A 24,575-nucleotide genomic window follows, 5' to 3' on the forward strand; every position below is an offset into this window, starting at 1 on the left:
TTCCAGCTAACCGACGTGCACGCGTGGCCGTCGAGTCGGATCCGATTCAGCCGAGCGGATGATTTCCCGTACGACCGGAGGAGTATCGCCGCGGCCGAGGATCAGGTAGCGGAAGAGATGCCCGAGCGGGTTCCCCTCCGACCACTCGAAGTGCGCGTGCGGGATCACGCCGGTCGAGTCGCGCAACGCCAGCAGGATCGCCGCGATCGCGTTCGGCGCGGCCGGTGCCGAGGCGCGCAGGACGCGATGGCCGTCGACCTCGACGCCGGTCACGCACAGCACGTGGCTGAACGCCGACGGGTCGACGATGTCGATCTCCAGGAAGATCACGTCCGCCGTGCCCGGCACCGGGTTCATCCCGCGCTGCTCGGACTCCTTCTCGTCGTACTCCGCCTTGTCCCCGTCCTGGCGGCGGTTCGCGATCAACGTGATGCGCTCGTCGTTCTCGATCGTGTCGGTGATGAACCTTCGCGCGTTCTCGTCGAACTTGATCTTGTCGACGCGCAGCTCGGTCGTGCGGGAGATCCGCGACACCAGGGAGATCACCACGATGCCGAGGATGAAGCCGAACGAGATCGTGATGCCGTCCGGCTTCTCGATCACGTTCTCCACCAACGCGTACAGCAGCACCAGCGTCAGCACGGTGAAGCCGATCCCTGCGCCCCGCTGCCTCTTGCGCCACGCGGACACCGTCACCGCGAACGATCCGGAGACCATCATCGCCAGGATTCCGGTGGCATAGGCACCTGCCTGCGCGTTCACGTCGGCCTTGAAGATGATCGTGATGATGATGCAGATGACCGTGTAGACGATCACGACGGGACGGACGGCCCGTCCCCATTCCGGTGCCATGCCGTAGGAGGGCAGGTAGCGCGGCACGATGTTGATCAGGCCGGCCATCGCCGAGGCGCCGGCGAACCAGAGGATCAGGATGCTGCTGATGTCGTAGGCCGTGCCGAACACCTCGCCGAGCAGTTCGTGCGCGAGATACGCCAGTGCACGGCCGTTCGCGGGACCACCGGGCGCGAACTTCTCCTGCGGCACCAGCACGGTGGTGATGAACGACGTCGCGACCAGGTACACCGACATGATCAACGCGGCGGTCGTCAGCAGCTTGCGGGTGTTGCGCACCCGGCTCTCCAGGCGCTCCTCCGGCGTCTTGCCGGACGCGGCGACCAGCGGCATCATGCTCACGCCGGTCTCGAAGCCGGACAGACCGAGCACCAGCAACGGGAACGCCAGAATCGCCGGGCCGATGACGCCGAAGAACCCGCCACCGTACGACCCCAGCGCCGAGATCCAGCGATCAAGGGCGTCCGGCGTCGCGAAGACGTCCACGAGCCCCACCACCACCACGACGGCGTTCAGGGCCAGGAACACCGCCACCAACGGGATCGCGACGCCCACGGCCTCGCTGAAGCCCATCAGGAACACGCCACCGAGGATCAGCAGCAGCACGATGGTCAGCACTATCTCGGACCCGTGCAGCGACTCCGGCACGTACGGGTTCTCCAGCGCGTGCACCGAGGCATCGGCGGCGGACAGCGTGATCGTGATGATCCACGACGTCGCCACGAACCCCAGCAGCACCAGCACGAAGATCTTGCCGCGCCAGAACGGCAGCAGGTCCTCCAGCATCGCCACGGAGCCCTGGCCGTTCGGGCTCTCCCGCGCCACCCGCCGGTACATCGGCAGCATGCCGAGCAGCGTCAGCGCCACGATGAGCAACGTGGCCAGCGGGGACAGCGCGCCGGCGGCCAGGGCGGCGATGCCGGGCAGGTACGACAACGTGGAGAAGTAGTCGACGCCGGTGAGCGTCATGACCTTCCACCACGGGTGCGGCTTGGCGTGGGACTCGTGGCTCTCCGGACCGGACGGCGCGACGCGGTCCGCGAGCAACCAACTGCCGACTGGCCCGCCGGGCGGTGCCGGCCGTTCCGGGCTCGGGACCTCGGCGGGGATGGCGAACTCCGTGCTCATGGCGCGAGCATGCCACTGTCAGATGATCAAGGCCTGAACTCGGCCGGAAAACCAGCCTCCTGAACGGACAATCCGGACGGACGCAACATTCCGATGCTGCCCTGGGTGTGCAGGTCGAGGAACATGTCCACTACGTCCGGATCGAACTGTTCGCCCCGGCCCGCCCAGAGTTCCCGCCGTGCCCGGTTCTCGTCCAGCGCGGTCTGATGTGGACGATTCGACCGCATCGCGGCCCACGCCACGCAGACGGACAGGATCCTTGCTTCCGCACGGATGTCCGCGCCGCGCAGCCCGTCCGGATAGCCCGCGCCGTCATAGCGTTCGTGCTGCTGCCTGATCACGTGCGCCACGCCCGCGAACCCCGGCACCATCCTGGCGAGCCGGTAGCCGAAGTCGGGGTGCTGGCGCAGCAGCCGCCATTCCTCTTCGGACAGTGCGCCGGGCTTGGTCAGCACGACCTCGGGAATGATGACCTTGCCGATGTCGTGCAGGCGACCGGCGAGCTGCGCGACCCTGGTCGTCGGCGCGTCCAGACCGAACTCGCCCGCCGCCACACCGGCCCAGCGCGACACCGAACGGCTGTGGTCGTAGCGGTGCAGCCAGCCGTCCACCCGGTCCGCGACCTGGCAGAGGAACTCCGCCATCGCGCCGTCGGTGTCCGGGTCGACCGCGGGCAACGGCTCCGGGCCGACCGCGATCCTGTTGCGCCCCGCCGCCTTCGCCGCGTACAGGGCGCGGTCCGCGATCACCACGATGTCGTCGGGACCGTCGCCGTGCGTCGGAAAGCTCGCCGAGCCGACCGACACCGTGACGGACAACGGAATGTCGTCGTTGCCCGAGTTGACCGGGATCGGCTTCTCCGCGACGCGCTCGCGCAACCGGTTCGCGATCACGGACAACCGGCCGGGACCGGCTTCCGGGACGAGCAGCGCGAATTCCTCACCACCGTAACGAGCGAGGACTTCACCGGATCGGGAAGCCGCGCGCAGCCGGGCCGCGACCTCCATCAGCACGTCGTCGCCCGCGGGATGGCCGTAGTTGTCGTTGATGGACTTGAAGCGGTCGACGTCGATGATGAACACCGCGACGTTTCCGTCGTTGCGCCGGGCGCGGGAGATCTCCAACGGCAGCTGGGCTTCGAAGAACCTGCGCGTGTGCAGGCCGGTGAGGCTGTCGGTGATCGCGAGTTTGCGCTGGTCCGCGACGAGTCCCGCGAGCCTGGCGATGATCAGCAGCGACAGCAGGGCGCTGCCCGCGGCGATCACCAGGACGTCCTGCGAGGACTGGCCGACGTCGTGCACCAGCATCAGCACCGGCGCGGCGAGGGCGGCCGAGCACAGCGCGATGATCCGGCCGCGACTCAGGCCGACGTCCTTGACGTGCGCGCGCTCGCCGAGCCGCGACATCGTCGGGTGCAACGCCGCCGCGCCGATGCACAGGTTCGCCGACAGCCAGATGGCGTCGAGGAAGTTGCCCGCGTGGTAGCTGCCGTCGAGGCGCTGCAGCACGTAGATCGTGTCCGCGGTCAGGATGCCCAGCAGGTTGGCCGTCAGCAGGACGAACGCGCGGGGCCGAGGTCCTGCCCCGAAGATCAGTCGCAGCGCCACCACGAACAGTGCCAGGTCCATCATCGGGTAGCCGAGCGAGGCGATCTTCACCAGGACCGGCGAGCTGAGACGGGCCTGCGGGCCGATCACGTAGAGCCAGGACGCCATGCCCGCGACGACCGCGAGGACGGCGGCGTCGAGCAGGCTGGGCAGGTCGAGGCCGGGGGTGCGGCGGCGGATCAGCAGGATCACGCCCGCCACCATCAACGGGTAATGGCCCAGGTAGAAGATGTCCGCGTACGACGGGTAAACCGTGTACTCGAAGATGTAGTGCGATGCGTAGAACGTCAGGTCGGCGATCGCGTAAACGACCTGGCTGAGTGCGAGGAACACCCATGGCCGCCGCCATTGGGGGCGGTTGCGCTTGACACCGGCGAATGTCGCGATGGCGGCCGACGCGCTGATCGTGCAGTAGAGCACCACCCGTACCGTTTGCCCCGTCGTCCCCGCGGGACTGACCGGGATCAGGTAGTAGACACCCAGCAGCAGGTGACCTGCCACCAGGTACATCCACCACGCCCCGGTGTGGCCGGTACGGAAGATGGTCACACGAGACCCCTCGTTCTACGACTTGGTCGAGCCACGTGATGATGCCCGACTCGGGATGATCGCGGCACCGTCGTTACTCCAATGAGGTGACCCACTAATACGACGCTACCGCAAATCACGGTTCTGCTTTCCGCGTTGATCTCGGGTGTCGCCGATCCGTGTCCGCGGGTGGTCCCCGATCGATTTTCGCACGACTTTTCGCTGCTTGGCCGTGATTCGTCCACCTCGTACCACCGATATTTCCGACCCGTTGGTCGGTAAGCGACCTTCGTCGTTGACCGTTGCTCGTTCCTGGCGAGGTGGGAGCGGCGATCAACGGACTATCGTGAGAGCCGTGGACGGCGTTCGGTTCGGGGTGCTTGGGCCGCTGCTCGTCACACACGAGGGGCGGGACGTCCGCGTTCCCGCCGGCCAGCCGCGACAGGTCCTGGTGCTGCTGCTCCTGCACACCGGTCAGACCGTCAGCGTCGACCACCTCATGTCGGTCCTCTGGGACGGCGATCCTCCTGCCAGCGCGCGCAAGGCCGTGCAGGTGCACGTCTCGCAACTCAGGAGAGCGCTGAAGGACCTTCCCGGGGTGTCGCTGGAGTGGTCGCGGCAGGGCTATCGGCTCGACGTTCCCGACCGGTCGCTCGACCTGCAGCTCTTCCGCGACGCCCAGGACCCCGACGAGGCACTCGCGCACTGGCGCGGACCGGCGCTGGCCGAGCTGACCACGAACACCCAGCTCGCGAACCAGCTGGAGGAGGAGCGGCTCGGGGCGATCGAGCGCCGGGTCGACAAGGCGATCAAGGACGGCCGGCACCACGAGATCATCGGAGAGCTGACCGGGTACGTCACCGAGCACCCGACCAGGGAACGGCTGCGGGGAGCGCTCATGGTCGCCCTGCACCGCGGCGGGCGGCAGGCGGACGCGCTCAGGACGTACGACGAGGGCCGCCGGCTCCTGGCGGAGGAGCTCGGTCTCGATCCCGGCCAGGAGCTCAAGGACCTGCACGCCGCGATCTTGCGGGGCGACATCCCCGCCGTGCCGCGCGAACTGCCCGCCAAACCCGACCCGTTCGTGGGGCGCCGCGCCGAGATCGAGCTGATCACGGGCACCTCTGACACCGTGATCGCCGTGCACGGGCCCGGCGGGCAGGGCAAGAGCGCGCTCGCCACCGCCGCCGCGCACGCGATGGCCGGACGTTTCCCGGACGGACAGCTGTACGTAGACCTGCACGGCGCCACACCGGGTCGTTCGCCGCTCTCCCCCGCCGAGGTGGTCAGGCGCTTCCTGCGCGCTCTGGGCACGCCGCCGCTGGCCGTGCCGACGGACCCGTCCGAAGCCGCCGCGCTGTACCGGTCGACGCTGGCCAGGCGCAAAGTGCTGGTGCTGCTGGACAACGCCGTGGACGCGGCGCAGGTCGGCCCGCTGCTGCCCGGCGAACCGGGGTCCGCCGTGCTGATCACCAGCCGCCGGATGCTGGCCACGCTGAGCGCCCGGCACGTCCGGCTCGACTCGTTGCCGCAGGAAGACGCGTTGCGGTTGCTGGGAGACGACAGCCCGGCCGCGGAGCAGGTCGCGAAGGCCTGCGACTACCTGCCGCTGGCCCTCACGATCGCGGCCGCGCGGCTGCGGTCGCGGCCGGACTGGACGACGGCGACGCTCGCGAAGCGGCTCGCGGACCAGCGTCATCGGCTGGACGAGCTGGACTTCGACGACCTCGGCGTCCGGTCGAGCTTCCAGCTGAGCTTCGAGGGCCTGAACGCCGGCTCGACCCGTGCGTTCACCCTGTTGTGCTGCCTGAACGTCCCTTCCGTCAGCGAGCCGGTGATCCAGGCGCTGCTCGGGCAGGCCGACGTGGACCGCGCGCTGGATCCGTTGGTGGACGCCAAACTCGTGGAGCCCTGCGGGCCGGAGCGGTACCGGGTGCACGACCTGCTGCGGTTGTTCGGCGCCGAGCACGTCAACGACGAGAAGCACGACGCTCTCGCCCGTGCGCTGACGCACTACCGCGAAACGCTTGCCGCGGCGTTGAAGAAGCTGCGGCCGCACGCTTACGGCGCGTTGGGGTACTCCGCCGCCGACGGCCTCGACGAGCCGTTGCGGTGGCTGACCGACGAGGCCGAGAACCTGCTGGCGGCAGCGCGTTCCGCGGTGGCCGAGCCGGCACTGGCCGGCCACGCCCTGGCGATCGCGCACATGCTCTACCCGCATCTGTTCAAACAGGACAGAGTCGCGGACCTGGTCGAACTGGGCCAGATCGCGGACCAGGCCGCCCGCACGGCGGGTAGTTCGGCCGCGTTGCAGACCGCGCTGCTGGTGCGGTCGGCCGCGAACCGCAGGATCGGCTCGTTCGAGACCGCCCGCGCCCAGTTGGAAGAGGTGCTGGAGGCCCGCGCCGACGACCCGTTCGGGCAGGGTCGCGCGCTCGCCGGCATCGGCACGATCCAGCGTGAACTGGGAGAACTGGAGCAGGCCTCGGAGACTCTGGCGCAGGCGATCAAGCTCACCGAGGAGTACGGACCGGCAGGCGCGCAACGGGTTCCGTTGTCCGCACTGGCCCAGGTGCACCAGGTGGCCGGACGGTACGAACAGGCGCTCGACGCCGCCGTGCAGAGCCTGGGGCACGCCCGTGAGCACGCGGACGAGGCTGGAACGGCCTACGCGCTGGCGTCGCAGGGCCAGGCGCTGTTCAAGCTCGGGCGGCTGGACGAGGCCGAGGCCGCGTTGGACGAGTGCATCGAGCTGTGCCGGGTGACGGGTGAGCACAACGACGAGTGGCAGGCACTGCTGTGCCGTGCGGAACTGCTGCTGGCCGCGGGAAGGCCCGCACCGGCCACAAAGGACGCCGAGCGCTGCCTGGAGATCACGAGCGCTCGCGGGGACCGTTACGGCGAGGGCGTCGCCCGTCTCGTGCTCGCCAAGGCAGGGCTGGAAAAGCACGCGGACCGGGCGGCCGAACTGCTCGGCACACCCGGTCTGCGTCGGGACAACCTGCTGGACAGCCTGATCAGCTGGCCGGAACGCGGAGAAGATCAGCCGCAGTGCTCGAAACCGCTGGTGTAGCTGGAGGAACCGACCATGCCGCCCCACTTGACGCACTTGCCGGGGGCCTTCTTCTTGACCGGACCGGCGTAGTAGCCGTAGTCGTCGCGGTCGGTCGTGCGGGCATCGCCCTGGACCTCGAGGAAAGCGCCGACGTCCGACGCGGTGCCGATCTTGGTGGTCTTGATCGTGACCACGCAGTTGTAACCGTTGGCCGCGTTGTAGAGCAGCGACACGCGGGCACCGGTCACGTTCGCGCCGTCGATGACCTTGTAGCCGTCGCCGCAGGCCTCTTCGGGGGTGTACGGGTTGGTGGTGCCACCGCCGCCGCACTTGTTGTTCGACTTGTAGTTCTTGGTGCCGTAGTACAGAACCGTCGTCCCGGACAGCTTGATCTTCTGCGGCGTGCCGTTCAGCAGCTGCTCGAAGTGCAGGTGCGCGCCGGTCGAGCCGCCGGTGTTGCCGACGTTGCCGATGGTCTGGCCCTGCGAGACGTTCTGGCCGACCGACACCCGCTGCGCGGAGAGGTGGGCGTAGCGCGTGGTCCAGCCGCTGCCGTGGTCGATCTCGATCCAGCGACCGTAGCTCGTGCTGCCCTCGTTGCGAACCTTGCTGACCGTGCCGGACGCGGACGCCACGACCGCGTCACCCTCGTCCGCGCTGCGGTTCAGGTCGAGCGCCAGCTGCGGGCTGTGGTTGGTCCTGGTCTGTCCCGACCACGTCTGTCCACACGGGAACGGCAGCTCGAAGTTGGTGGCCGCGCTGGCCTGCGGGCCACCGAGCACCAGCACGCCCAACCCGATCGCGAGGCCTGCGACCCCTGAGATGATCCTCTTGACGTTCATGACTTCCCCTCGTTCATCCGAACATTCGACGGAACTTGGATCACGATGTGCCACGGCAGTTAAGAACGGCCTAAGAACGGCCCTGCGCGTGATCAGCAGCGCTGGTCGGTCGCGGCGGAGCCCTCACCGCCGGACCACTCGAGCTGCCCGTAGCCCTTGGTGCACTTGGTCAGCGTGTTGGCGCCGGAGGACCACACCTCCTTCTGGTGGTTCCCGCCGCACTTGTAGTCCTCCAGGCCGGAGCTGGTGGAGATGCCGGAGCACGCCCACCAGGTGCCGCTGTGCGAGTTGCGGAAGCCCTCCCACACGTAGGTGTAGGCCCAGTTCTTGTTGCAGCCCTTGAACTGCTTCACCGACGCGATGGTCGTGCCACCCGACTTGATGTACGCGGTGCTGCCGATCTGCGTCACCTGGCTGCAGTTCGGATTGGTCTCGGCGTTCGCCGGCGACGCGATCCCGAGCAACGCGCCCATGACGAGCGCCGCGGTGCCGACGGTGCCGGCGATCTTGCTGAACATGTTTCTCCCTCAACGGTTCTGCGATGGTGGTGCGGAGAAGGTCAGTCGGTGATGTAGCCGGTCACGGCGCGCCCCCTCAGCAAGCGCTCGACGCGAGACGGGCGGTGCGGTGCACGCCACCGGAGTCGACGTAGAGCACCTCGCCGCGGGCGCAGCCGGGCGCGTAGACCATGTTTCCCCAGTGGTTTCCCGGCGTTCCCGCCGCGACGAAGCCGACGTGGTCGCTGCCCGACCAGACCGTGATGCGCAGAGCCGAGTCGCCGCCCGAGTAGTTCGAGATCCGCACCCAGTTCGTCCTGCAGCCGGGCGACCAGCGCAGTTCGGCCGTACCACCCGTGTACATGGGCGCGCTGTCAGCCGTGGTGGAACCGCTGCTGCATCCGGCGGACACCGGGTCCTTGTCGTTGCATCCGCGCCCGCTGCAGGACGCCGCCTGCGCGTCCGGCGCCATGAGGAGCGTGAACGCGGCCGCGGCGATCAGGGCTGTCGACTTCATGGCGCAGACACTGCTGAGCAGCGCTCACAGCGACCTGACAGCTACACCCCGTCAGGTGTCAGCGCGGCGTCAGAAGGGCACGTCAGCGAACGGTGCGCGATCGGTCAGCGGGAATGGCCATGGTGACGCCATGACGTGGTTGCGCAAGCCCTGGGTGGGACCGTTGGCGTTCGTGGTGGTGGCCTTCGTGGCGTTCTCGCTGCCGCCGTATCTGACCGGTGATCGACTGCAGGCACGTGTGCAGTCGGACTGGGGACCGCACTACCCCTTGCTCGTCGTGCACGTCGTCTGCGCGTCGATCGCCATCCTCACGTGCGTGGTGCAGATCTGGCCGTGGTTCCGTGGCCGCTTCCCCACGTGGCACCGCCGCATCGGCCGTGTGTACGTGTTCGCCGGCGTGCTGCCCGCCGGGCTGTCCGGCCTGGTCATCGGCTACATGACGCCGTTCGGCCCGGTGGCTCAGGTCAGCAACGTGCTGCTAGCGGTGATGTGGCTGACGTTCACCTGGCTGGCGTGGCGCGCGGCCCGGCAGCGTCAGTTCCGCGACCACCGCAAGTGGATGATCCGCAGCTTCGCGCTGACCGTCTCGATCATCACGAACCGGATCTGGGGCGTGGTCGCGTTCCTCACCTTCGCCGACCGGGTCCCCGAGGCGGAGCTGCCGCTCACGATCGCGGGGATCTCGACGTGGGCCGGGTGGACGATCCCGCTACTGCTCTCGCAGTGGTGGCTGGAGCGCAAGCCTCGCCGTCGTCAGACCCCGGTCGAGCAGCGTGAAACCGTTCCCGTGTGACGTTCGGGCGGCTACCGTCGGCACTCATGAGGCTACTGCTCGCTGTCCTGATGATGGTCGTTCTAGCCCCGGTCGCGTCCGCCTCACCCGAAGCGGCGCCGACCGCGAAGTGCGAGTTCATCCCGACGCCGGAGAACCCGGCCGCCCGCCCGGTCCAGCCGCCCAGCGCCGTCGTGCCCGCCCGCGGGACGGTGAAGGTCACCATCGTGACGAACTACGGCGTGGTCGTCGCGGACCTCGACCGCGCCAACGCCCCGTGCGGCGTGGAGAACTTCGCCCACCTGGCGAGGAGCTGGTTCTACACGATGTCCCAGTGCTGGCGGCTGACCGACACCACGCGTCTGGGCGTGCTGCAGTGCGGCGACATCTACCGCGCGGAGGAGGGCGGGCCCGGCTACCGGTTCGCCGACGAGGTGACCGGCAAGGAGACCTACCCGCGCGGCACGATCGCGTACGGGAACCAGGGACCGGGCACGAACGGCAGCGAGTTCTTCATCGTGCACTCGTTCGCCAACATCGCGCCGAACTACACGGTGATGGGCCACGTCACCTACGGCATGGACACGCTCGACCGGATCGTGAAGGCCGGGATCGTGCCGCAGCCGGACGGTCTGCTGGACGGCGCGCCGAAGAAGCCGGTCAGGATCGTCCACGTGCTCGCCCACTAGTTGCCGATTTTCCGAGTGGTCGCCGTTTCGTTGAAACGGCGACCACTTTGCGTTTGGCGCCGGAATAGCGCCACGAGAGCGCGTCGTGTTGACATGTGACCGACAGTCGAAATTCCGGTACGCGATCTCCGTCACAGCTTCTACCTGCGCGAATTAGCCCAGAAGAACCATCCTTGTTAAGGAGGATTTGATTCTCGTTGTGATCCCGCTCGCCCTCAGGAATCAATTCCGCAGCTCCCGCGCTTCCGTCACCTGAATGGCGGCAGTACCAGCCAGTAGCCTGATTTCCGGTTATTCAGAGGAGGCACAGGAGTGGCACCCGAGTTCGAGCCGGCTCGACTCGCCGACGTCGACGATCTGCTCAGGCTCTACCGGCGGGCTCACGGCGCGAACTACCCCATCGCGATGGGCACCGACCCCGACGTCATGGCGGCCGAGATCGAGGCCCCGCACACCACGTGGCTGGTGTGGCGCCGTGACGGCCGGGTCGTCGCCTCGATCACCGGGCACGTCGAGAGCGCGGACCGTCTCGGCAAGATCGCCGGGCTGGTCGTGGACCCGGACGCGCAGGGCGGCGGCATCGCGCATCACGCCGTCGGGCAGATCACCGGCCGGATGCTCGCGAGCGGCGACGTCGACTCGGTCTACGGCACCGCGCGGACGATCCACCTCGCGCCGCAGAGAGTGTGCCTGCGCAACGGATTCCACCCGCTCGGGCTCGTGCCGAACCTGTTCAAGCACGCCAAGCGCGAGACGATGACGTTGCTGGCCAGGCACCGCGACGGCGTCCTGGAGCAACGGGCCGAGGTGCACAAGGTGCCCGCGAGCCTCGAAAAGCTCGTCAGGGCCACGCAGATGCCGACGTTGCCGGAGTTCGTCGACGACAACGGGTTCACCGCCGCCGAGCAGTCGCGGCTGGAGGTGATCGACGCGCCGCAGTTCGTGCAGCGGCACTTCGAGCGCACGATCAACGACCCAGCGCGGCGGTTCTACCCGTTGCACAAGCCGAACGTGCTGCTGGCCGACGAAAGCGGCGAGTACGAGATCTACGGGCACCTCAACCGCCACGACGGCTACTGCACGATCTTCGGAGCCACCCCCAGTCCCCAGGCACTGCTCCCGCACCTCGGTGGCGTGATCGACACGCTGGCCGGTCTGGGCGCGCCGCACGTCGAGACGCTCGTGCCGTTGCACGAGTTCGACGAACTGAGTGCGTTGCTGGCCTTCGGATTCCTGCCGGTGGCGCTGTACCCCGCGATGCGCAAGGACGGCGACGTCTACCACGACTACGTGGTCATGGTGCACACGCCGCAGCCGCCGGACTTCCGCGGCCTCGCGATCGATGAGGCGTTCCGGCCCTTCACCGAGCAGTACATCGAGCTGTGGACGCAGAAGTTCCTCAACACCAACGGAGTCTTTCGAGCATGAACCCGCACCTCGGACCGGCAACGGTGCCGGATCCCTCGCTGAGCGCCGTCCAGGCGCTGTGCGACATCGCGGCGCCGTACGACCACAGCGACCCGGACCTGTTCCTGGAAGCGATGAACGAGTCGAACCGCTGGCACGCCCAGCGCAACGAGTTCTTCCGCAGCCTGTGGAACGGCAAGCCGCTGCGCGACATCACCGACCAGCCGTTCGTGCACGCCAACTTCTTCAAGATGCACGAGGTGCTGTCGGTGCCGCGCGACGAGGTCGTCGTGCACGCCACCTCGTCCGGTACGACCGGGCAGAAGTCGCAGATGTTCTGGGACGCCTGGACTCTCAGGGCGGGCCAGCGGATGGTCGCGCGGATCTACGACCACAACGGGTTCATCGACACCGACCCGGTGCACTACCTGATCAACCTCAACCAGCCGACGCCCTCCGGCAAGCTCGGCAGCTCGTTCACCGGGCAGTTCATGACCGACTTCGCGCCCGTGGAGTCCGTCGACTACGGCCTCGCGCACACCGGTACCGGGCACGAGTTCGACGCGTTCGGCAGCATCCGCGCCCTGCAGCGGTTCGCGGACAGCGGCAAGCCCGTGCGGATCTTCGGGTTCCCGGCGTTCCTGAGCTTCACCATCGACCGCATGCGCGCGATGGGCGTGGAACCGTTGCGGCTCGACGAGCGTTCGATGGTGTGGTTCGGCGGTGGCTGGAAGGGCAACGCGGACAAGCAGATCTCCAAGTCCGAGCTGCGCGCGAAGGTCACCGACATGCTCGGCATCCCGGACGCGCGGATCCGCGACAGCTACGGCTCGGTCGAGCACTCGGTGCCGTACGTCGAGTGTTCGCACCACAACCTGCACGTGCCGACCTGGTCACGTGCGATCGTCCGGGACGTCCGGACGCTGGAACCGTTGCCGTACGGCGAGTCCGGCTACATCCAGTTCGTGTCCCCGTACATCACCTCGGCGCCCGCGCAGAGCGTGCTGATGGGCGACCTGGCCGCACTGCACGCACCTGAGGAGTGCGGTTGCGGCAACGAGACCCCGTGGTTCGAGATCCTCGGCCGCGCCGGCGTCTCCCGCAACCGATCCTGCGCGATCGCCGCAGCAGAACTCTTGAAGGGCAAGGCATGAGGCACCTCTGGCAGGGTGAGTGGATCGACGACGACGCTGTCGCGCTGCGGCTGGACACGTTGGACGACCTCACCCAGCAGGTCATCACCGGGCCGCGCCTGAACCCGCTCGTCGTGCTCGCCGCCGCCGAGAAGCTGGACCTGGAGCAGCACCGCGCGTCGCTGATCTCGTGGGGCCTCGACGAGGTGGAGATCGACGAGACGCTGGACGCGTTGCGCAACGCCCTCAGCCGGCCGTCGCTGGAGCGCAAGCTCAAGCGCGAGCTCGGCAACCTCGACCCGGCGCGGATGGTCCGGTTCGACTTCCGCACGCCCGTCTACGAGGCCTGGGTGCCGCTCGGCCTGCTCGCCCACGTGACGGCGGGCAACGCGCCGGTCGCGGGCGTCCTGAGCGCCGTCGAGGGCCTGCTCTCCGGCAACCTCAACGTCATCAAGGTCGCGTCGGACGACTCGGGGTTCACCGCCGAGGTGCTCGCCTCGTTGGCAGCACACGACCAGACCGGCCAGATCGCCGCGCGGCTCGTCGTGCTGCACTTCTCCTCTTCGCGCACCGACTGGATGTCGCGCGTGCTCGGCGCAGCCGACGCCGTCGCGGTCTGGGGCGGCGAGGAGGCGATCACCGGCGTCACGGAGCTGGTTCGGCCCGGCACGCGAGTGATCGACTGGGGCCCGAAGCTGTCGTTCGCCTACCTGACCGGCGACTCGTGGTCCGATGTGGACACCCTGCACGCCTTGGCGGCGGACGTGTGCCAGCTGGAGCAACAGGCGTGCTCCAGCCCGCAGGTGATCTACCTCGACACCGAGGACCCGGCGGAGGTCTTCGCGTTCGCCGAGCGGTTCGCCTCCGTGCTGGAGCTGACCGGCCCGCCGACCCGTGAACCGTCTCAGGCCGAGTGGGCGGAGATCACGAACACCGTCGTCGTCACGCAGCTCGAAGAGCACCTCAAGCTCACGAAGGTGCACACCGGCGAGCACTGGCGTGTGCTGGCGGACGTCCGTTCCGCGCTGCGCACCTCGCCGCTGTACCGGACGGTGTGGGTGAAGCCGTTGCCGCGCAAGCAGATCACGTCCGTGCTGCGACCGATGCGCCGCTACCTGCAGACCGTCGGTCTCGCGGCGGACCGCCCTGACACCGCTGCCCTGGCGCGTTCGTTCGTGTCGGTGGGCGTGCAGCGGATCACCACGCCGGGGTCGATGCTCGGCGGCTACAGCGGTGAGCCGCACGACGGCGTCTACGCGTTGCAGCGCTACAGCAACCGGGTGTCCGTGCAGCTCGACGACAGGTTCGCCGCGGACGCCTCGCTGGACGACCTGACAGAGTCGCGCCAACTGCCGGTTCCTCCGGTGCCGGTGACGTTGAAGTCGGACTTCGAGACGCTGCAGGACCGTCCGGCGGACGTGTACTTCCGCAGCGGTGGCAGCTCCGGCGCGCCCAAGCTGTCCGCGTACACCTGGGCGGACTGGGACGAGCAGATGTGGGTGGGCGCCGAGGCGTTGCTCGCCACCGGCCTCGACCCGCGCCGCGACCGGATCATGAACCTGTTCTTCAACGGGCACATGTACGCGAGCTTCGTCAGCTTCTTCTCCGCGCTGGAGAGGATGAACGCGGTGCAGTTCCCGATGGGCGGCGAGTGGGGCCAGCTCGACGCGATCGCGCAGGCCATTGTGGACAACCGCGTCGACACGCTGCTGACCGCGCCCTCGTTCGTGCAGCGCCTCTTCGCCGAGCACGGTGAGCAGTTGAAGCAGTACGGCGGTGTCCGCAAGATCTTCTACGCGGGCGAGCACTTCGGCGCGCAGGCCATCGCCCGGCTGCGGGACGAGTTCGGCGTCGAGGTGATCCGTTCGGCGGCCTACGCGACCGTCGACGCCGGCCCGGTCGGCTACCAGTGCCAGGCCTCGTCCGGCAAGGTGCACCACCTGTTCACCGGCCTGCACACGCTGGAGATCCTCGATCCCGAGGCAGACCGGCCCGTCTCGTTCGGCGAGCCCGGCCGGCTGGTGTTCACCACGCACACCCGTCGTGGCCAGCGGCTGGAGCGCTACGAGATCGGCGACCTCGGCCGCTGGGTCCCCGGCGACTGCGAGTGCGGCCGCCAGACACCGCGGTTCGAGCTGTTGGGACGCACCGGTGACGTGTTCCGGGCCGCCGCGCAGACGTTGAACTACCGGCGGTTCCTCACGATCCTGGAGGACGAGCACAGCTACGCCGGCGCGTTGCAGATCGTGCTGAACGAGAACGCTCAAGGCGAAGAACTCGTCGTGCGGATGGAACGCGATCGCGCGCCCGAACCCGCGGCCACCCACACCACGTTGTTGTCCCGCTATGCCGAGGTTTCGGAGGCCGTCGAGAAGGACTCGTTGCTGACCGTGCGCGTCGAGAACGTTCCGCTGGCGGACTTCCTGCGGACGAAGAGCAGCGGCAAGTTGATCGCGGTCGTCGACCAGCGCAGCAGCAGGAGTGTGTGAACGATGTCCGTGATCGACCTCATCTGCTACGCCCGCACGCACTCCCCGTTCTACAAGGAGCTGTACGACGGCTACGACTCCTCGACGCCGCTGTCCGAGCTGCCGGTGATCGACCAGGCCGCGTTCTGGGCCGCGAACACCGTCCGCCAGAACCAGGTGCTGACCCGCGCGCACACCGACGGCCTGATCTTCAAGACCGGCGGCACCACCAAGGCACCTCGCGTCTCCTTCTACACCAACGAGGAATGGGACGCGATGTGCCGCGCGTACGCGGAAACGCTGCCCGCGGCGGGACTGCGGCACGGCGACCGGATCGCGAACCTCTTCGCGGCCGGCGAGCTGTACTCCAGCTTCATCTTCGCGCTGAACTCCCTTCAGCGCTCCCCGATCGACCTGGTCCAGCTGCCGATCACCGGCAGCGCGCCGGTCGAGTTCACGCTGACCACCATGCAGGACTTCGACGCCACCGTCGTGGCGGGCTTCCCGACGACGCTGTGCCGGCTGGCTTCGCACGTCGTGGCCTCTGCCGGCTCACTGCCTCTGGTGCGGCTGATCCTCTTCAGCGGCGAGGCCATGTACGACGACCAGCGCGCGTTGCTGTCTTCTGCCTTTCCCGGTGCCGAGTTCCGGTCGTTCGTCTACGGCAGCGTGGACGGCGGGATCATCGGCACGGCGGTGCTCGGCTCGGACGACGCGCGGGTGTTCCGCTCCTTTGTGGACAGCTCGGTGCTGGAGATCGTCGACGTTGAGACCGGCGAGCCGATCACCTCCGCCGGCCGGCCGGGCCGGTTGCTGCAGACCGACCTCACCCGGCGACTGCAGCCGATGATCCGCTACCCGGTCGGCGACCTGGCCGAGTGGGTCGACGCGGAGGACGGCATCTTCCGGCTGCTCGGCCGCGCCGACGAGGGCGCGCGGGTCGGTCCCGTGACGCTGCACCTCGACCACCTGCGGGCCGCCGTCGACCGCGCCGGAATCGCGCACAACGGCGTGCAGGTCGTGATCCGCCGGGTCGACGCGCGGGACCAGCTCGTGCTGCGGATCGCCGCTGAGCCGCAGGACGTCGAGGCTGTTCGGGCCGAGGTGCACGTGATCAGCCCGCGGTTCGAGCTGCAGGCCGGACGCGGCGTGGTCGCACCGCTGGCGGTGGACTGGGTGCCCGCTCTGGAGGTGAATCCCCGCACAGGCAAGACCGTGCGGCTCATCGACGAGCGCCCTGTGTAGTTAGGGTGTTCCGGTGCGAAAGATCCTGGTCATCGGTATCGGCGCGGGCAACCCCGACCACCTGACGGTGCAGGCCGTCAAGGCGTTGCAGACGGTCGACGTGTACTTCGTGCTGGACAAGGGGTCCGTGAAGCAGGAGCTCGTCGACCTGCGCGCGTCGATCCTGGAAGCGCACGTGACGCGGCCGTACCGCTGGATCGAGGGCCGGGATCCGGAGCGCGACCGCAACCCCGCCGACTACGTCGCGACGATCGACGCCTGGCGCCGGGACCGCGCGGACGTCGTCCTGGGCCTGCTGTCGGACCTGGGCGAGGACGAGGTCGGGGCGTTCCTGGTGTGGGGCGACCCGTCCCTCTACGACTCGACCCTGGCGATCCTCGACGACTTGCTGGCCCGCGGCGAGTCGTTCGCGGTGGAGGTCATCCCCGGCGTGACCTCGGTGGCGGCTTTGACGGCCGGGCACCGGGTGTCGCTGAACCAGGTGGGCAAGCCGGTGCAGATCACGACCGGCCGCCGCCTCGCCGCCGGGTGGCCGTCCGATGTGGACGACGTGGCCGTGATGCTGGACGCCTCGTACTCCTTCGAGGGCGTCGACCCGGACACGTGGATCTACTGGGGCGCCTACCTGGGCATGCCAGACGAGATCCTGGTGTCGGGGCGGGTCGGGGACGTGGCCGCGGAGATCCGCAGGGTTCGGTCGGAGGCGCGCGAGCGCAAGGGCTGGATCATGGACACCTACCTGCTGCGCAGGCACTGATCCTCCGGCAGGTCCTCCCCAGCAGCGGTTTCCCGCGTGCTGGCTTCGCCCCTACTCGGCGATCAGCCGGCGCACGGAGCGTTCGACGAGTTCGCGGGTCGCGTTCGGGGTGCTGAACGCGAGGATCGACATGTGCACGACCAGGTCGAGCAGGTTCGTGGCGTTGAACGCCGCTGAGATCCTGCCCTCCATCTGAGCCTGCGCGACGGCCTCGATCTTGTGCTTGTAGGCCTCCGCTTCGGCCTTCGGAACTTCGCTGAAGCCGTTCTCCAGGCGGTGGTAGGCCACGAGCCTGAGCAACTGCGGCCGCTCCAGGTACGCCTCGAACAGCCGGCCCGCGTAGCCGGGCAGGTCCTCCGGCGTGATCGGGACCTCCCGGATCATGCGGTCGACCTGGATCTTCAGCAGCTCGTCGAACAGGCCCTCCTTGCTGCCGAAGTAGGCGTAGATCATCGCCTTGTTGCAGCCGGCCGTGGCCGCGATGCGGTCGACCCGCGCCCCGGCGATCCCGTACTGGGAAAACTCCTCGAGCGCCGCGTCCAGCAACTTCGCCTTGGTCGCTTCCTTGTCCCTCACCACACCCCCATCTTAACTAACCGGTTGGTATTAGCAACCAACCAGTTAGTTGACAGCCCGCCTCGGACATGGTTGCCTGGTTTTAGCAACCAAACAGTTAGTTGCTCCAACCAACCAGGTAGTCGGGAGAACGCCATGAAGGTCGCACTGGTCACGGGTGCCTCGTCGGGGATCGGCGAGTCCACCGCGGTCGAGCTGCACAAAGCCGGTTACACGGTGTACGCGGCGGCACGGAGGGTGCAGCGGATGGAGGGGCTCGCCGCGCAGGGCATCCGGGTGCTGGAGATGGACGTCACCAGCGACGAGTCGATGGTCGACGGGGTCAAGAAGATCATCGCGGAGGCCGGGCGGATCGACGTGCTCGTGAACAACGCCGGCTACGGGTCGTACGGCGCGGTCGAGGACGTGCCGCTGGACGAGGCGCGGTACCAGTTCGAGGTCAACGTGTTCGGACTGGCGCGGCTGGTGCAGCTGGTGTCGCCGCACATGCGGGAGGCCGGGCGCGGGCGGATCGTGAACGTCTCGTCGATCGGCGGGCGGATCTACGAGCCACTCGGAGCCTGGTACCACTCGACGAAGTTCGCGGTGGAAGGGCTGAGCGACTCGCTGCGGCTCGAGCTGAAGCCGTTCGGGATCGACGTCGTGGTGATCCAGCCCGGCGGGATCAAGACCGAGTGGGGCGGGATCGCGGTCGAGAACCTGCAGAAGACTTCCGGTGGCGGTGCCTACGCGGGGCAGGTCAAGCAGTTGTCCGGGTTCTTCACGCAGATGGATCGCGCCAGTGAGCCGAAGGTCATCGCGGACGTCATCGTGAAGGCGGCCGAGGCCAAAAGGCCGCGCACGCGCTATGCGGCGGGGTTCGGGGCGCGGCCGATCCTGTTCGCGCGCAGGGTGTTGTCCGACCGGGCGTTCGACGCGCTGTTCCTCGGGGCGCTGCGCCGGTTCGCCTAAGCCGTGTTCCTACTGTCTGAGCAGGTACCTTCGGTTCAGAACCACCGAGGGGAGTCGTGTGCACGAGGGGCTGTCGCCGGAGGCCGAGAAGCTCTACCTGGCGATGCTGCGCGGAGACGACAGCGCGGAGTCCGATGCGGCGCGCGCGGAACTCGAACGGCTCGGGCTGGTCAGGAACGACGACGTGCGGCCGCCGCGGTCGGCACTGGCCGCGATCGCGTCCGGGCACGAGGCCGCGGCCGTCAGGGCCAGGGAGACCGCTGAGTTCCTGGCCGCCGCCTACGCCGCGCGCGGTGCGAAAGAGGTCGACTTCGTCGAGGTGCTCCAGGACGCGGCCGAGGTGATCAGCGCGTTCGAGGAGATGCAGAGCCAGGCGAAGTCGGAGATCAGGGCGCTCGACCCCGGTTCGTACCTGAGCCCGCAACCGGAGGCGAGTCCCGCGCAGCCTCCGGCGCTGGCCCGGGGCATCGGCTATCGGGTCGTGTACGAGTCGGCGCTGCTGCAGACCGAGCGGGGATTCGCGTCGGTGCAGGAGAGCATCGCGGCAGGCGAGCAGGCGCGGACGTTTCCCGGTGTGCCGCTCAAGCTCGTGATCGCCGACTCGGACCGGGCGTTGATCGCGGTGCCAACGGTCACGGGTGGGAACGTGGTGGCACTGCTCATTCACCCGTCCGTGCTACTGAGCGCACTCATCGAGTTGTTCGAGGCGTTCTGGCGGATGGCGGTGTCGATCACGCCTGGCGGCCAGGAGGTCACCGGTGAGGAGCCGACCACCGCGACTCGGAGGCTGATGGCACTGCTCAGCGCGGGTCTGACGGACGAGGCGATCGCGCGCGAGCTCGGGATCAGCGAGCGCACGGTGCACCGCCGGGTGAGCCGGCTGCAGCAGTTGCTGGGTGCGCAGACCCGGTTCCAGCTCGGCGTGCAGGCGTCACGGCGCGGTTGGCTCTAGTCACCCAAGGTAATTGAGACACTGATCTTCATCACTCTGCGAACACGATTGGTGACGGTTTCCAGACATGGCGACTTTCTGCCATCACCCAGGAGTGTTAAACGCGCGTTTTTCCTTTCTCCTCTGTTGCAAGCGCGGCCTCACCGGTCGTGCGGGGGCAGGAAGGGATCCACCAGTGAGGAAGTACTTCAGAGGCGGCATCGCCGCGCTGACGGGGGCACTGATCGCGACGAGCATCGTGCTCACGCCGGCGGCCGGCGCGGCGGCCAAGCAGGACCCGGACACGCAGAAGCTCGCGGGCGCGCTCGCCACCCAGAAGGTGACCTGGGAGGAGTGCACCTTCCCCGGCGTCGCTCCGGAGACCGTCGAGAAGTTCAAGACCGTCAAGGGACTCGCCTGCGCGACCATCCAGGTCCCGCGCGACTGGCACAACCCGGCCGACGGCAACACGATCGGCATCCGCGTCTCCAAGACCGAGACCGCGTACAAGGGCACCAGCCGTCAGGGCATCGCGCTGGTCAACCCCGGTGGCCCCGGCGGCTCCGGCCTGCCGTGGGGCGCGGCGATGGCCCTGCGCGCCCCGGTCCTCGCCGGCCAGTACGACTTCATCGGCTTCGACCCGCGCGGCGTCGGCCTCTCCTCGCCGCTCACCTGCAGCTACACCGTCCCGAACAGCACTGACGTCAACGTGCTGAACAAGGCCAAGGTCGACGGCTGCCTCGAGAACCCGCTGACCCAGTTCATCACCACCGAGCAGACCACCTACGACATGGACTTCATCCGCGTCGTGCTCGGCGAGAAGAAGATGAGCTACATCGGCTACTCCTACGGCACGTGGCTCGGCACCTGGTACGCCGCCACGTTCCCGAGCAAGGCGCACCGCTTCCTGCTCGACTCGGCCGTCGACGCCTCGCAGTCGACGCTGGAGAACACCTGGGACCTGCAGCCGCGCACCCGCGACCGCCAGTTCCAGGAGGCGCTGCTGCCCTACATGGCGCGCAACAACGCCACGTACGGCCAGGGCACCGACCCGATGGAGATCCGCCGCAACTGGGAGAAGGCCGGCGGCACCCGCGAGTTCCTCGGCCAGCTGTTCGTCGCGTGGTTCGTGATCCCGTCCATGTACGACACCACCCAGTACCCGACCGCCGCCTCGGCCGTGGCCGCGGTGATCGGTGACCCGGCTCCGGCCGCGACCGACTCGGCGAAGGTCGAGCAGCTCGTCGCGAAGATGCTTGCGACGCCTGGCCTTTCGGCCGAGAACAAGGCGTTCATCGCCAAGGGCAAGAGCAACGCGCTCAACGCGATCGCCAAGAAGGAGCGCGTCGCGGTGAAGGCCACGACCGCTGCCGCCGAGGTCGAGACCTGGGACGCGACGTTCGAGGCGATCCGCTGCCAGGACGGTCAGTGGAACCAGAACCTGCACTACTGGAACTACTGGCTGGCCGACCTGACCGTGAACGCGCCGTTCATCGCGCCGTTCATGAGCACCCCGCTGTGCGCCTACTGGCCGACGAAGAACTCGATGCCGAAGCCGGACAAGAAGACCTTCCCGCGTCTGCTGGTCGCGCAGTCCGAGCTCGACGCCGCCACCGCGTACGAGGGTGGTCTCGCCACGGCGAAGGCGCTGCCGAACGCCAAGCTGATCAGCGTCGACAACGAGGGCTCGCACGGCCTGTTCCCGTACAACACGGACTGCGTCGACGACCCGATCGTCTTCTACTTCCAGACCGGCGCCACCCCGCGCAAGCAGTTCACGGGCTGCCAGGCGCTCCCGCTGCCGAACGAGGACAAGACGTTCGACGTCGGCGGCAAGCTCACCAACGGCAAGGTGAAGATCAAGATGATCACGCCGGCCGTGAAGGAAGCCAACAAGATCGTCAAGGACCTGCTGAGCGGTTCCTCGACGGCGGCGGCCGACGAGTCGGGCATGCCGGCCAACCTGTAACACCCGTTTAGAGCTGCGGCCCTCGGCGCGATGCGCCGGGGGCCGTTTCCACGCGCGGGACTACCAGCGCTGGTCCAGGTAGTCGATCAAATCACTGCCGTGGCAGACGACGTCCGTTCGTGCACGGACAGAACCGGATGCCCGGACGTGCCTCGCCCCGCGGGCAGAAACCGATGCCCCTGAACCGGGATCAACCTGGGCACGTCCTCCATCTCGAACCGTGCCACCGCCATCGCTTCTTCAGTCGTGTCCTACCGAGTTGGTGCCCACCGCGAGAAACGCGCGATGATCGTCAGCGAACTCGAATCCGTGTTCGGCCTCGATGCGGGCGAACTCCGCATCGGTCAGCCCCGGCGCGATCTCACAGCAGCCCAGCTCGGCCAAGCGTCGTGCGGCGCGGTTCCGAGACTGATGCCCCCTCTGTCGTCACATCGCGACCGCAACGGGATTCGCTAGCGCTGCCACCACTTTTTGCGGACCACGTCGATGATCACGCAGGTGATGTTGTCCGGGCCGCCGTTGCCGTTCGCCAGCGCGATCAGCTGCCAGGCCGCATCCGTTCCGTCCTCAGTGGACAGCAGGATCTCGTGGACGTCGTCCAGGTCCGTGTAGTCCGTCAGGCCGTCGCTGCACAACAGGTAGCGGTCCTCGACCTTGGCCTGGTGCCACGTGAGGTCCGGGTCGTGCGAGTTGCCGGACTGCAAGGCGCGCAACACATAGGCGCGGCGTGGATGGACGAGCGCCTCCTCCGGCGTCATGCGGCCCGCGTCCACCAGGGCCTGCACCATGGTGTGGTCGTGGGAGATCTGGCGGAGCTCGCCTTCCCTGAGCAGGTACGCGCGGGAGTCGCCGATGTGCGCCAGCTGGAAGGCGAGGCCCTCCCAGCGGATGGCGGTGAGGGTGGTGCCGGCGCCCTGAGGCGTCTCGGCGTCGAGTCTGCGCGCGATCTCGGAGACCGCGGGGCCCAGGTCGCCCTGCCAGCCCGCTAAGACGTTCACCGCGAGCGCGCTGGCCACTTCACCGTGCTCGTGGCCGCCCATGCCGTCCGCCACGGCCTGCAGGTCCGCGCGGACGTAGACCGAATCCTCGTTGTGCTCGCGAACGAGCCCAGGATCGGTCGCCACGGCGATACGCAGCTCGTGTGTCATGTCTCCAGTAGATCAGTTGTGAAGTGAGTTCACAAGCAATACGGTTGTGAACATGGATGAGACGGTCAACGCCGGTGACATCGCGCGCCTCGCTGATGTGGGGCGGGCGGCGGTGTCGAACTGGCGGCGACGGTTCGAGGACTTCCCGTCGCCGGTCGGCGGGACGGCCTCAAGTCCGTTGTACCTGTTGCGCGACGTGGAGTCATGGCTTCGGCGCAACGGGAAACCGTTCCGTGTCTCACCGGCCGAGCGGCTGTGGACCCAACTGCGGACCGCCGACGACCTGAAGCTCGGTGAGGCGCTGGCCGCGGTCGAGGCCGACGCGCAGACGTTCGAGTTCCTGCACGAGCGCTACCTCGAAGCGCACTCGCGGCTGTTGAACCCCACTCCGTCCGAGGTCATCGAGGTCGTGCTGGCCACGACCGACGGCGATACGGTGATCGATCCGGCGTGCGGCACAGGCAGTTTGCTGAAGGCCTCCAAGGCCCGGAACAAGATCGGGCAGGAGCTCGATCCCGTCTCGGCGGTGATCGCGCGCCGCCGAATGCCGCACGCGCAGATCTACACCGGCGACTCGTTGCGGCACAACGGCGTCCGGGAGAAGGCCGACGCGGTGGTGTGCGATCCGCCGTGGCACGACCGGGCGTGGGGGCACGAGGAACTGGTGGGCGACGCCCGGTGGACCTACGGGCTGCCACCGCGCGGCGAACCCGAGCTGGCGTGGTTGCAGCACTGCCTGTCGCTGACGAAGCCGGGCGGGCTGGTCGCGGTGCTGCTGCCGTCGGCGGCGGCGTCCCGCAGGCCCGGCAAGCGGATTCGCGGCAACCTCCTGCGCGCCGGAGCCGTGCGCGCGGTGATGACCGTGCAGCCGGGACGCGATCTGTGGCTGCTGCGGAACCCGATCGGCCGCGCGCCAGAACAGATCGCACTGCTGGAGGCGCCCGGCCCGCTCGACCCGAACACGCGGGTCATCGACCTGCTGGACGACGACGTCGACCTCAGTCCGTCACGCCGCAACGGCACCGACGCGTCCGCCTACCTCGACGCGCAACCGACGTTCGGTCTGGCCCCCCTACCTGAACTGCGGGAACAGACCGCTCCCCCGATGACGACGATCGGCGAACTGGTCCGAGCGGCCCCCGGCGAGCACGTCGTCACGTCCCCGACCGGCGCCACCTACGAGATCGATCCGCGCAAGATCGACCCGGACTTCCTCGAAGGCGTGCTGCGCGCCGCGTTCGCCAGGACGCCGACCGGCTCGACCCGGCTCGACGTGCGCCGGACGCAGGTACCGTCGCTGCCTCTGGCCGAACAACGACGGTACGGACAGGCGTTCGCGCAGCTCAAGGCGCTGGAAGCAGGCCTGGAAGAGGCCGCCGCACTGGTCCGTTTGGGCTACAATGGACTCCTGGGTGGACAGGTCGGTCCGGCGTGATTCCGGCAGATTCACCCGATCGGGACGTCCTGAAACGCTGTTACGGTCGCCTCGCGTACGAGGAAGCG

At 68.2% G+C, this 24,575-nt stretch carries 20 protein-coding genes; 12 read left to right on the forward strand and 8 right to left on the reverse strand.

Going from position 1 to position 24,575, the window contains the following annotated elements; all coding sequences use genetic code 11:
* Positions 1-6: 6 nt before the first annotated feature.
* Both ACIRG5_RS31540 and ACIRG5_RS31545 read right to left on the reverse strand, forming a co-directional pair.
* Entirely contained in the window at positions 7-1,980 is a 1,974-nt protein-coding gene (locus tag ACIRG5_RS31540) for an amino acid transporter (RefSeq protein WP_402911368.1), read from the reverse strand.
* Between the two features lie 26 nt (positions 1,981-2,006).
* Positions 2,007-4,136, reverse strand: coding sequence for a diguanylate cyclase (locus ACIRG5_RS31545; RefSeq protein ID WP_402911371.1), 2,130 nt, complete (start codon positions 4,134-4,136; stop codon positions 2,007-2,009).
* A 334-nt stretch (positions 4,137-4,470) separates the two neighbouring features.
* On the opposite strand from ACIRG5_RS31545, the gene ACIRG5_RS31550 reads away from it, so the two are divergent.
* On the forward strand, positions 4,471-7,188 hold the full coding sequence (locus tag ACIRG5_RS31550) for a BTAD domain-containing putative transcriptional regulator (protein WP_402911374.1): 2,718 nt from the start codon (positions 4,471-4,473) through the stop codon (positions 7,186-7,188).
* Here ACIRG5_RS31550 and ACIRG5_RS31555 read toward each other — a convergent pair.
* The 3 genes from ACIRG5_RS31555 to ACIRG5_RS31565 all read right to left on the reverse strand — a co-directional run bounded on the left by ACIRG5_RS31555 (position 7,158) and on the right by ACIRG5_RS31565 (position 9,026).
* A complete protein-coding gene (locus ACIRG5_RS31555) occupies positions 7,158-8,012 on the reverse strand; it encodes a M23 family metallopeptidase (protein WP_402911376.1) in 855 nt (284 codons plus the stop codon). The two genes, ACIRG5_RS31550 and ACIRG5_RS31555, sit on opposite strands and share 31 nt — an antisense overlap.
* Positions 8,013-8,104: 92 nt before the next feature.
* Positions 8,105-8,530, reverse strand: a complete 426-nt coding sequence (locus tag ACIRG5_RS31560; protein WP_402911379.1) for a hypothetical protein — start codon at positions 8,528-8,530, stop codon at positions 8,105-8,107.
* Between the two features lie 76 nt (positions 8,531-8,606).
* Entirely contained in the window at positions 8,607-9,026 is a 420-nt protein-coding gene (locus ACIRG5_RS31565) for a DUF2690 domain-containing protein (protein ID WP_402911382.1), read from the reverse strand.
* Between the two features lie 130 nt (positions 9,027-9,156).
* Between ACIRG5_RS31565 and ACIRG5_RS31570 the strand changes: the two genes are divergently transcribed.
* The 7 genes from ACIRG5_RS31570 (at position 9,157) to cobF (ending at position 17,497) form a co-directional block, all read left to right on the forward strand.
* Entirely contained in the window at positions 9,157-9,819 is a 663-nt protein-coding gene (locus ACIRG5_RS31570) for a DUF2306 domain-containing protein (protein WP_402911385.1), read from the forward strand.
* A gap of 26 nt (positions 9,820-9,845) precedes the next feature.
* Positions 9,846-10,487, forward strand: coding sequence for a peptidylprolyl isomerase (locus ACIRG5_RS31575; protein WP_402911388.1), 642 nt, complete (start codon positions 9,846-9,848; stop codon positions 10,485-10,487).
* A 312-nt stretch (positions 10,488-10,799) separates the two neighbouring features.
* Positions 10,800-11,915: a GNAT family N-acetyltransferase gene (locus ACIRG5_RS31580; RefSeq protein WP_402911390.1), complete on the forward strand. Its 1,116-nt coding sequence runs from the start codon at positions 10,800-10,802 to the stop codon at positions 11,913-11,915.
* Positions 11,912-13,048 carry a hypothetical protein gene (locus ACIRG5_RS31585; protein WP_402911392.1) on the forward strand — a complete coding sequence of 379 codons (1,137 nt, stop codon included), beginning with the start codon at positions 11,912-11,914 and terminating at the stop codon, positions 13,046-13,048. The genes ACIRG5_RS31580 and ACIRG5_RS31585 overlap by 4 nt, the downstream gene beginning before the upstream one ends.
* Complete coding sequence (locus ACIRG5_RS31590) at positions 13,045-15,516, forward strand: acyl-CoA reductase (RefSeq protein ID WP_402911395.1); 2,472 nt, start codon at positions 13,045-13,047, stop codon at positions 15,514-15,516. Before ACIRG5_RS31585 ends, ACIRG5_RS31590 begins: the two co-directional genes overlap by 4 nt.
* Positions 15,517-15,519: 3 nt before the next feature.
* Entirely contained in the window at positions 15,520-16,740 is a 1,221-nt protein-coding gene (locus ACIRG5_RS31595) for a phenylacetate--CoA ligase family protein (protein WP_402911398.1), read from the forward strand.
* A 13-nt stretch (positions 16,741-16,753) separates the two neighbouring features.
* A complete protein-coding gene (cobF, locus tag ACIRG5_RS31600) occupies positions 16,754-17,497 on the forward strand; it encodes a precorrin-6A synthase (deacetylating) (protein ID WP_402911400.1) in 744 nt (247 codons plus the stop codon).
* A 51-nt stretch (positions 17,498-17,548) separates the two neighbouring features.
* Here cobF and ACIRG5_RS31605 read toward each other — a convergent pair whose 3' ends face one another.
* Entirely contained in the window at positions 17,549-18,073 is a 525-nt protein-coding gene (locus ACIRG5_RS31605; protein WP_319975353.1) for a TetR family transcriptional regulator, read from the reverse strand.
* Between the two features lie 135 nt (positions 18,074-18,208).
* On the opposite strand from ACIRG5_RS31605, the gene ACIRG5_RS31610 reads away from it, so the two are divergent.
* From ACIRG5_RS31610 to ACIRG5_RS31620, 3 genes are all read left to right on the forward strand, one after another.
* Positions 18,209-19,024 carry an oxidoreductase gene (locus ACIRG5_RS31610; RefSeq protein ID WP_402911403.1) on the forward strand — a complete coding sequence of 272 codons (816 nt, stop codon included), beginning with the start codon at positions 18,209-18,211 and terminating at the stop codon, positions 19,022-19,024.
* A gap of 58 nt (positions 19,025-19,082) precedes the next feature.
* Positions 19,083-19,976, forward strand: coding sequence for a helix-turn-helix domain-containing protein (locus ACIRG5_RS31615; RefSeq protein ID WP_402911406.1), 894 nt, complete (start codon positions 19,083-19,085; stop codon positions 19,974-19,976).
* A 175-nt stretch (positions 19,977-20,151) separates the two neighbouring features.
* The gene (locus ACIRG5_RS31620; protein ID WP_402911408.1) at positions 20,152-21,924 is read left to right on the forward strand and encodes an alpha/beta hydrolase; all 1,773 of its coding nucleotides are present in this window, start codon (positions 20,152-20,154) and stop codon (positions 21,922-21,924) included.
* A 240-nt stretch (positions 21,925-22,164) separates the two neighbouring features.
* On the opposite strand, the gene ACIRG5_RS31625 is transcribed toward ACIRG5_RS31620, so the two are convergent.
* Together ACIRG5_RS31625 and ACIRG5_RS31630 are read right to left on the reverse strand one after the other, a co-directional pair.
* Positions 22,165-22,308 carry a hypothetical protein gene (locus ACIRG5_RS31625; protein ID WP_402911410.1) on the reverse strand — a complete coding sequence of 48 codons (144 nt, stop codon included), beginning with the start codon at positions 22,306-22,308 and terminating at the stop codon, positions 22,165-22,167.
* A 68-nt stretch (positions 22,309-22,376) separates the two neighbouring features.
* Positions 22,377-23,072, reverse strand: a complete 696-nt coding sequence (locus ACIRG5_RS31630) for a PP2C family protein-serine/threonine phosphatase (RefSeq protein WP_402911412.1) — start codon at positions 23,070-23,072, stop codon at positions 22,377-22,379.
* 52 nt (positions 23,073-23,124) lie between these two features.
* Between ACIRG5_RS31630 and ACIRG5_RS31635 the strand changes: the two genes are divergently transcribed.
* A complete protein-coding gene (locus ACIRG5_RS31635) occupies positions 23,125-24,507 on the forward strand; it encodes an N-6 DNA methylase (RefSeq protein WP_402911415.1) in 1,383 nt (460 codons plus the stop codon).
* Positions 24,508-24,575 lie beyond the last annotated feature (68 nt).

Origin of the sequence: Lentzea sp. NPDC102401 (genome assembly GCF_044765805.1) — a bacterium.
Lineage (GTDB): Bacteria > Actinomycetota > Actinomycetes > Mycobacteriales > Pseudonocardiaceae > Lentzea > Lentzea sokolovensis.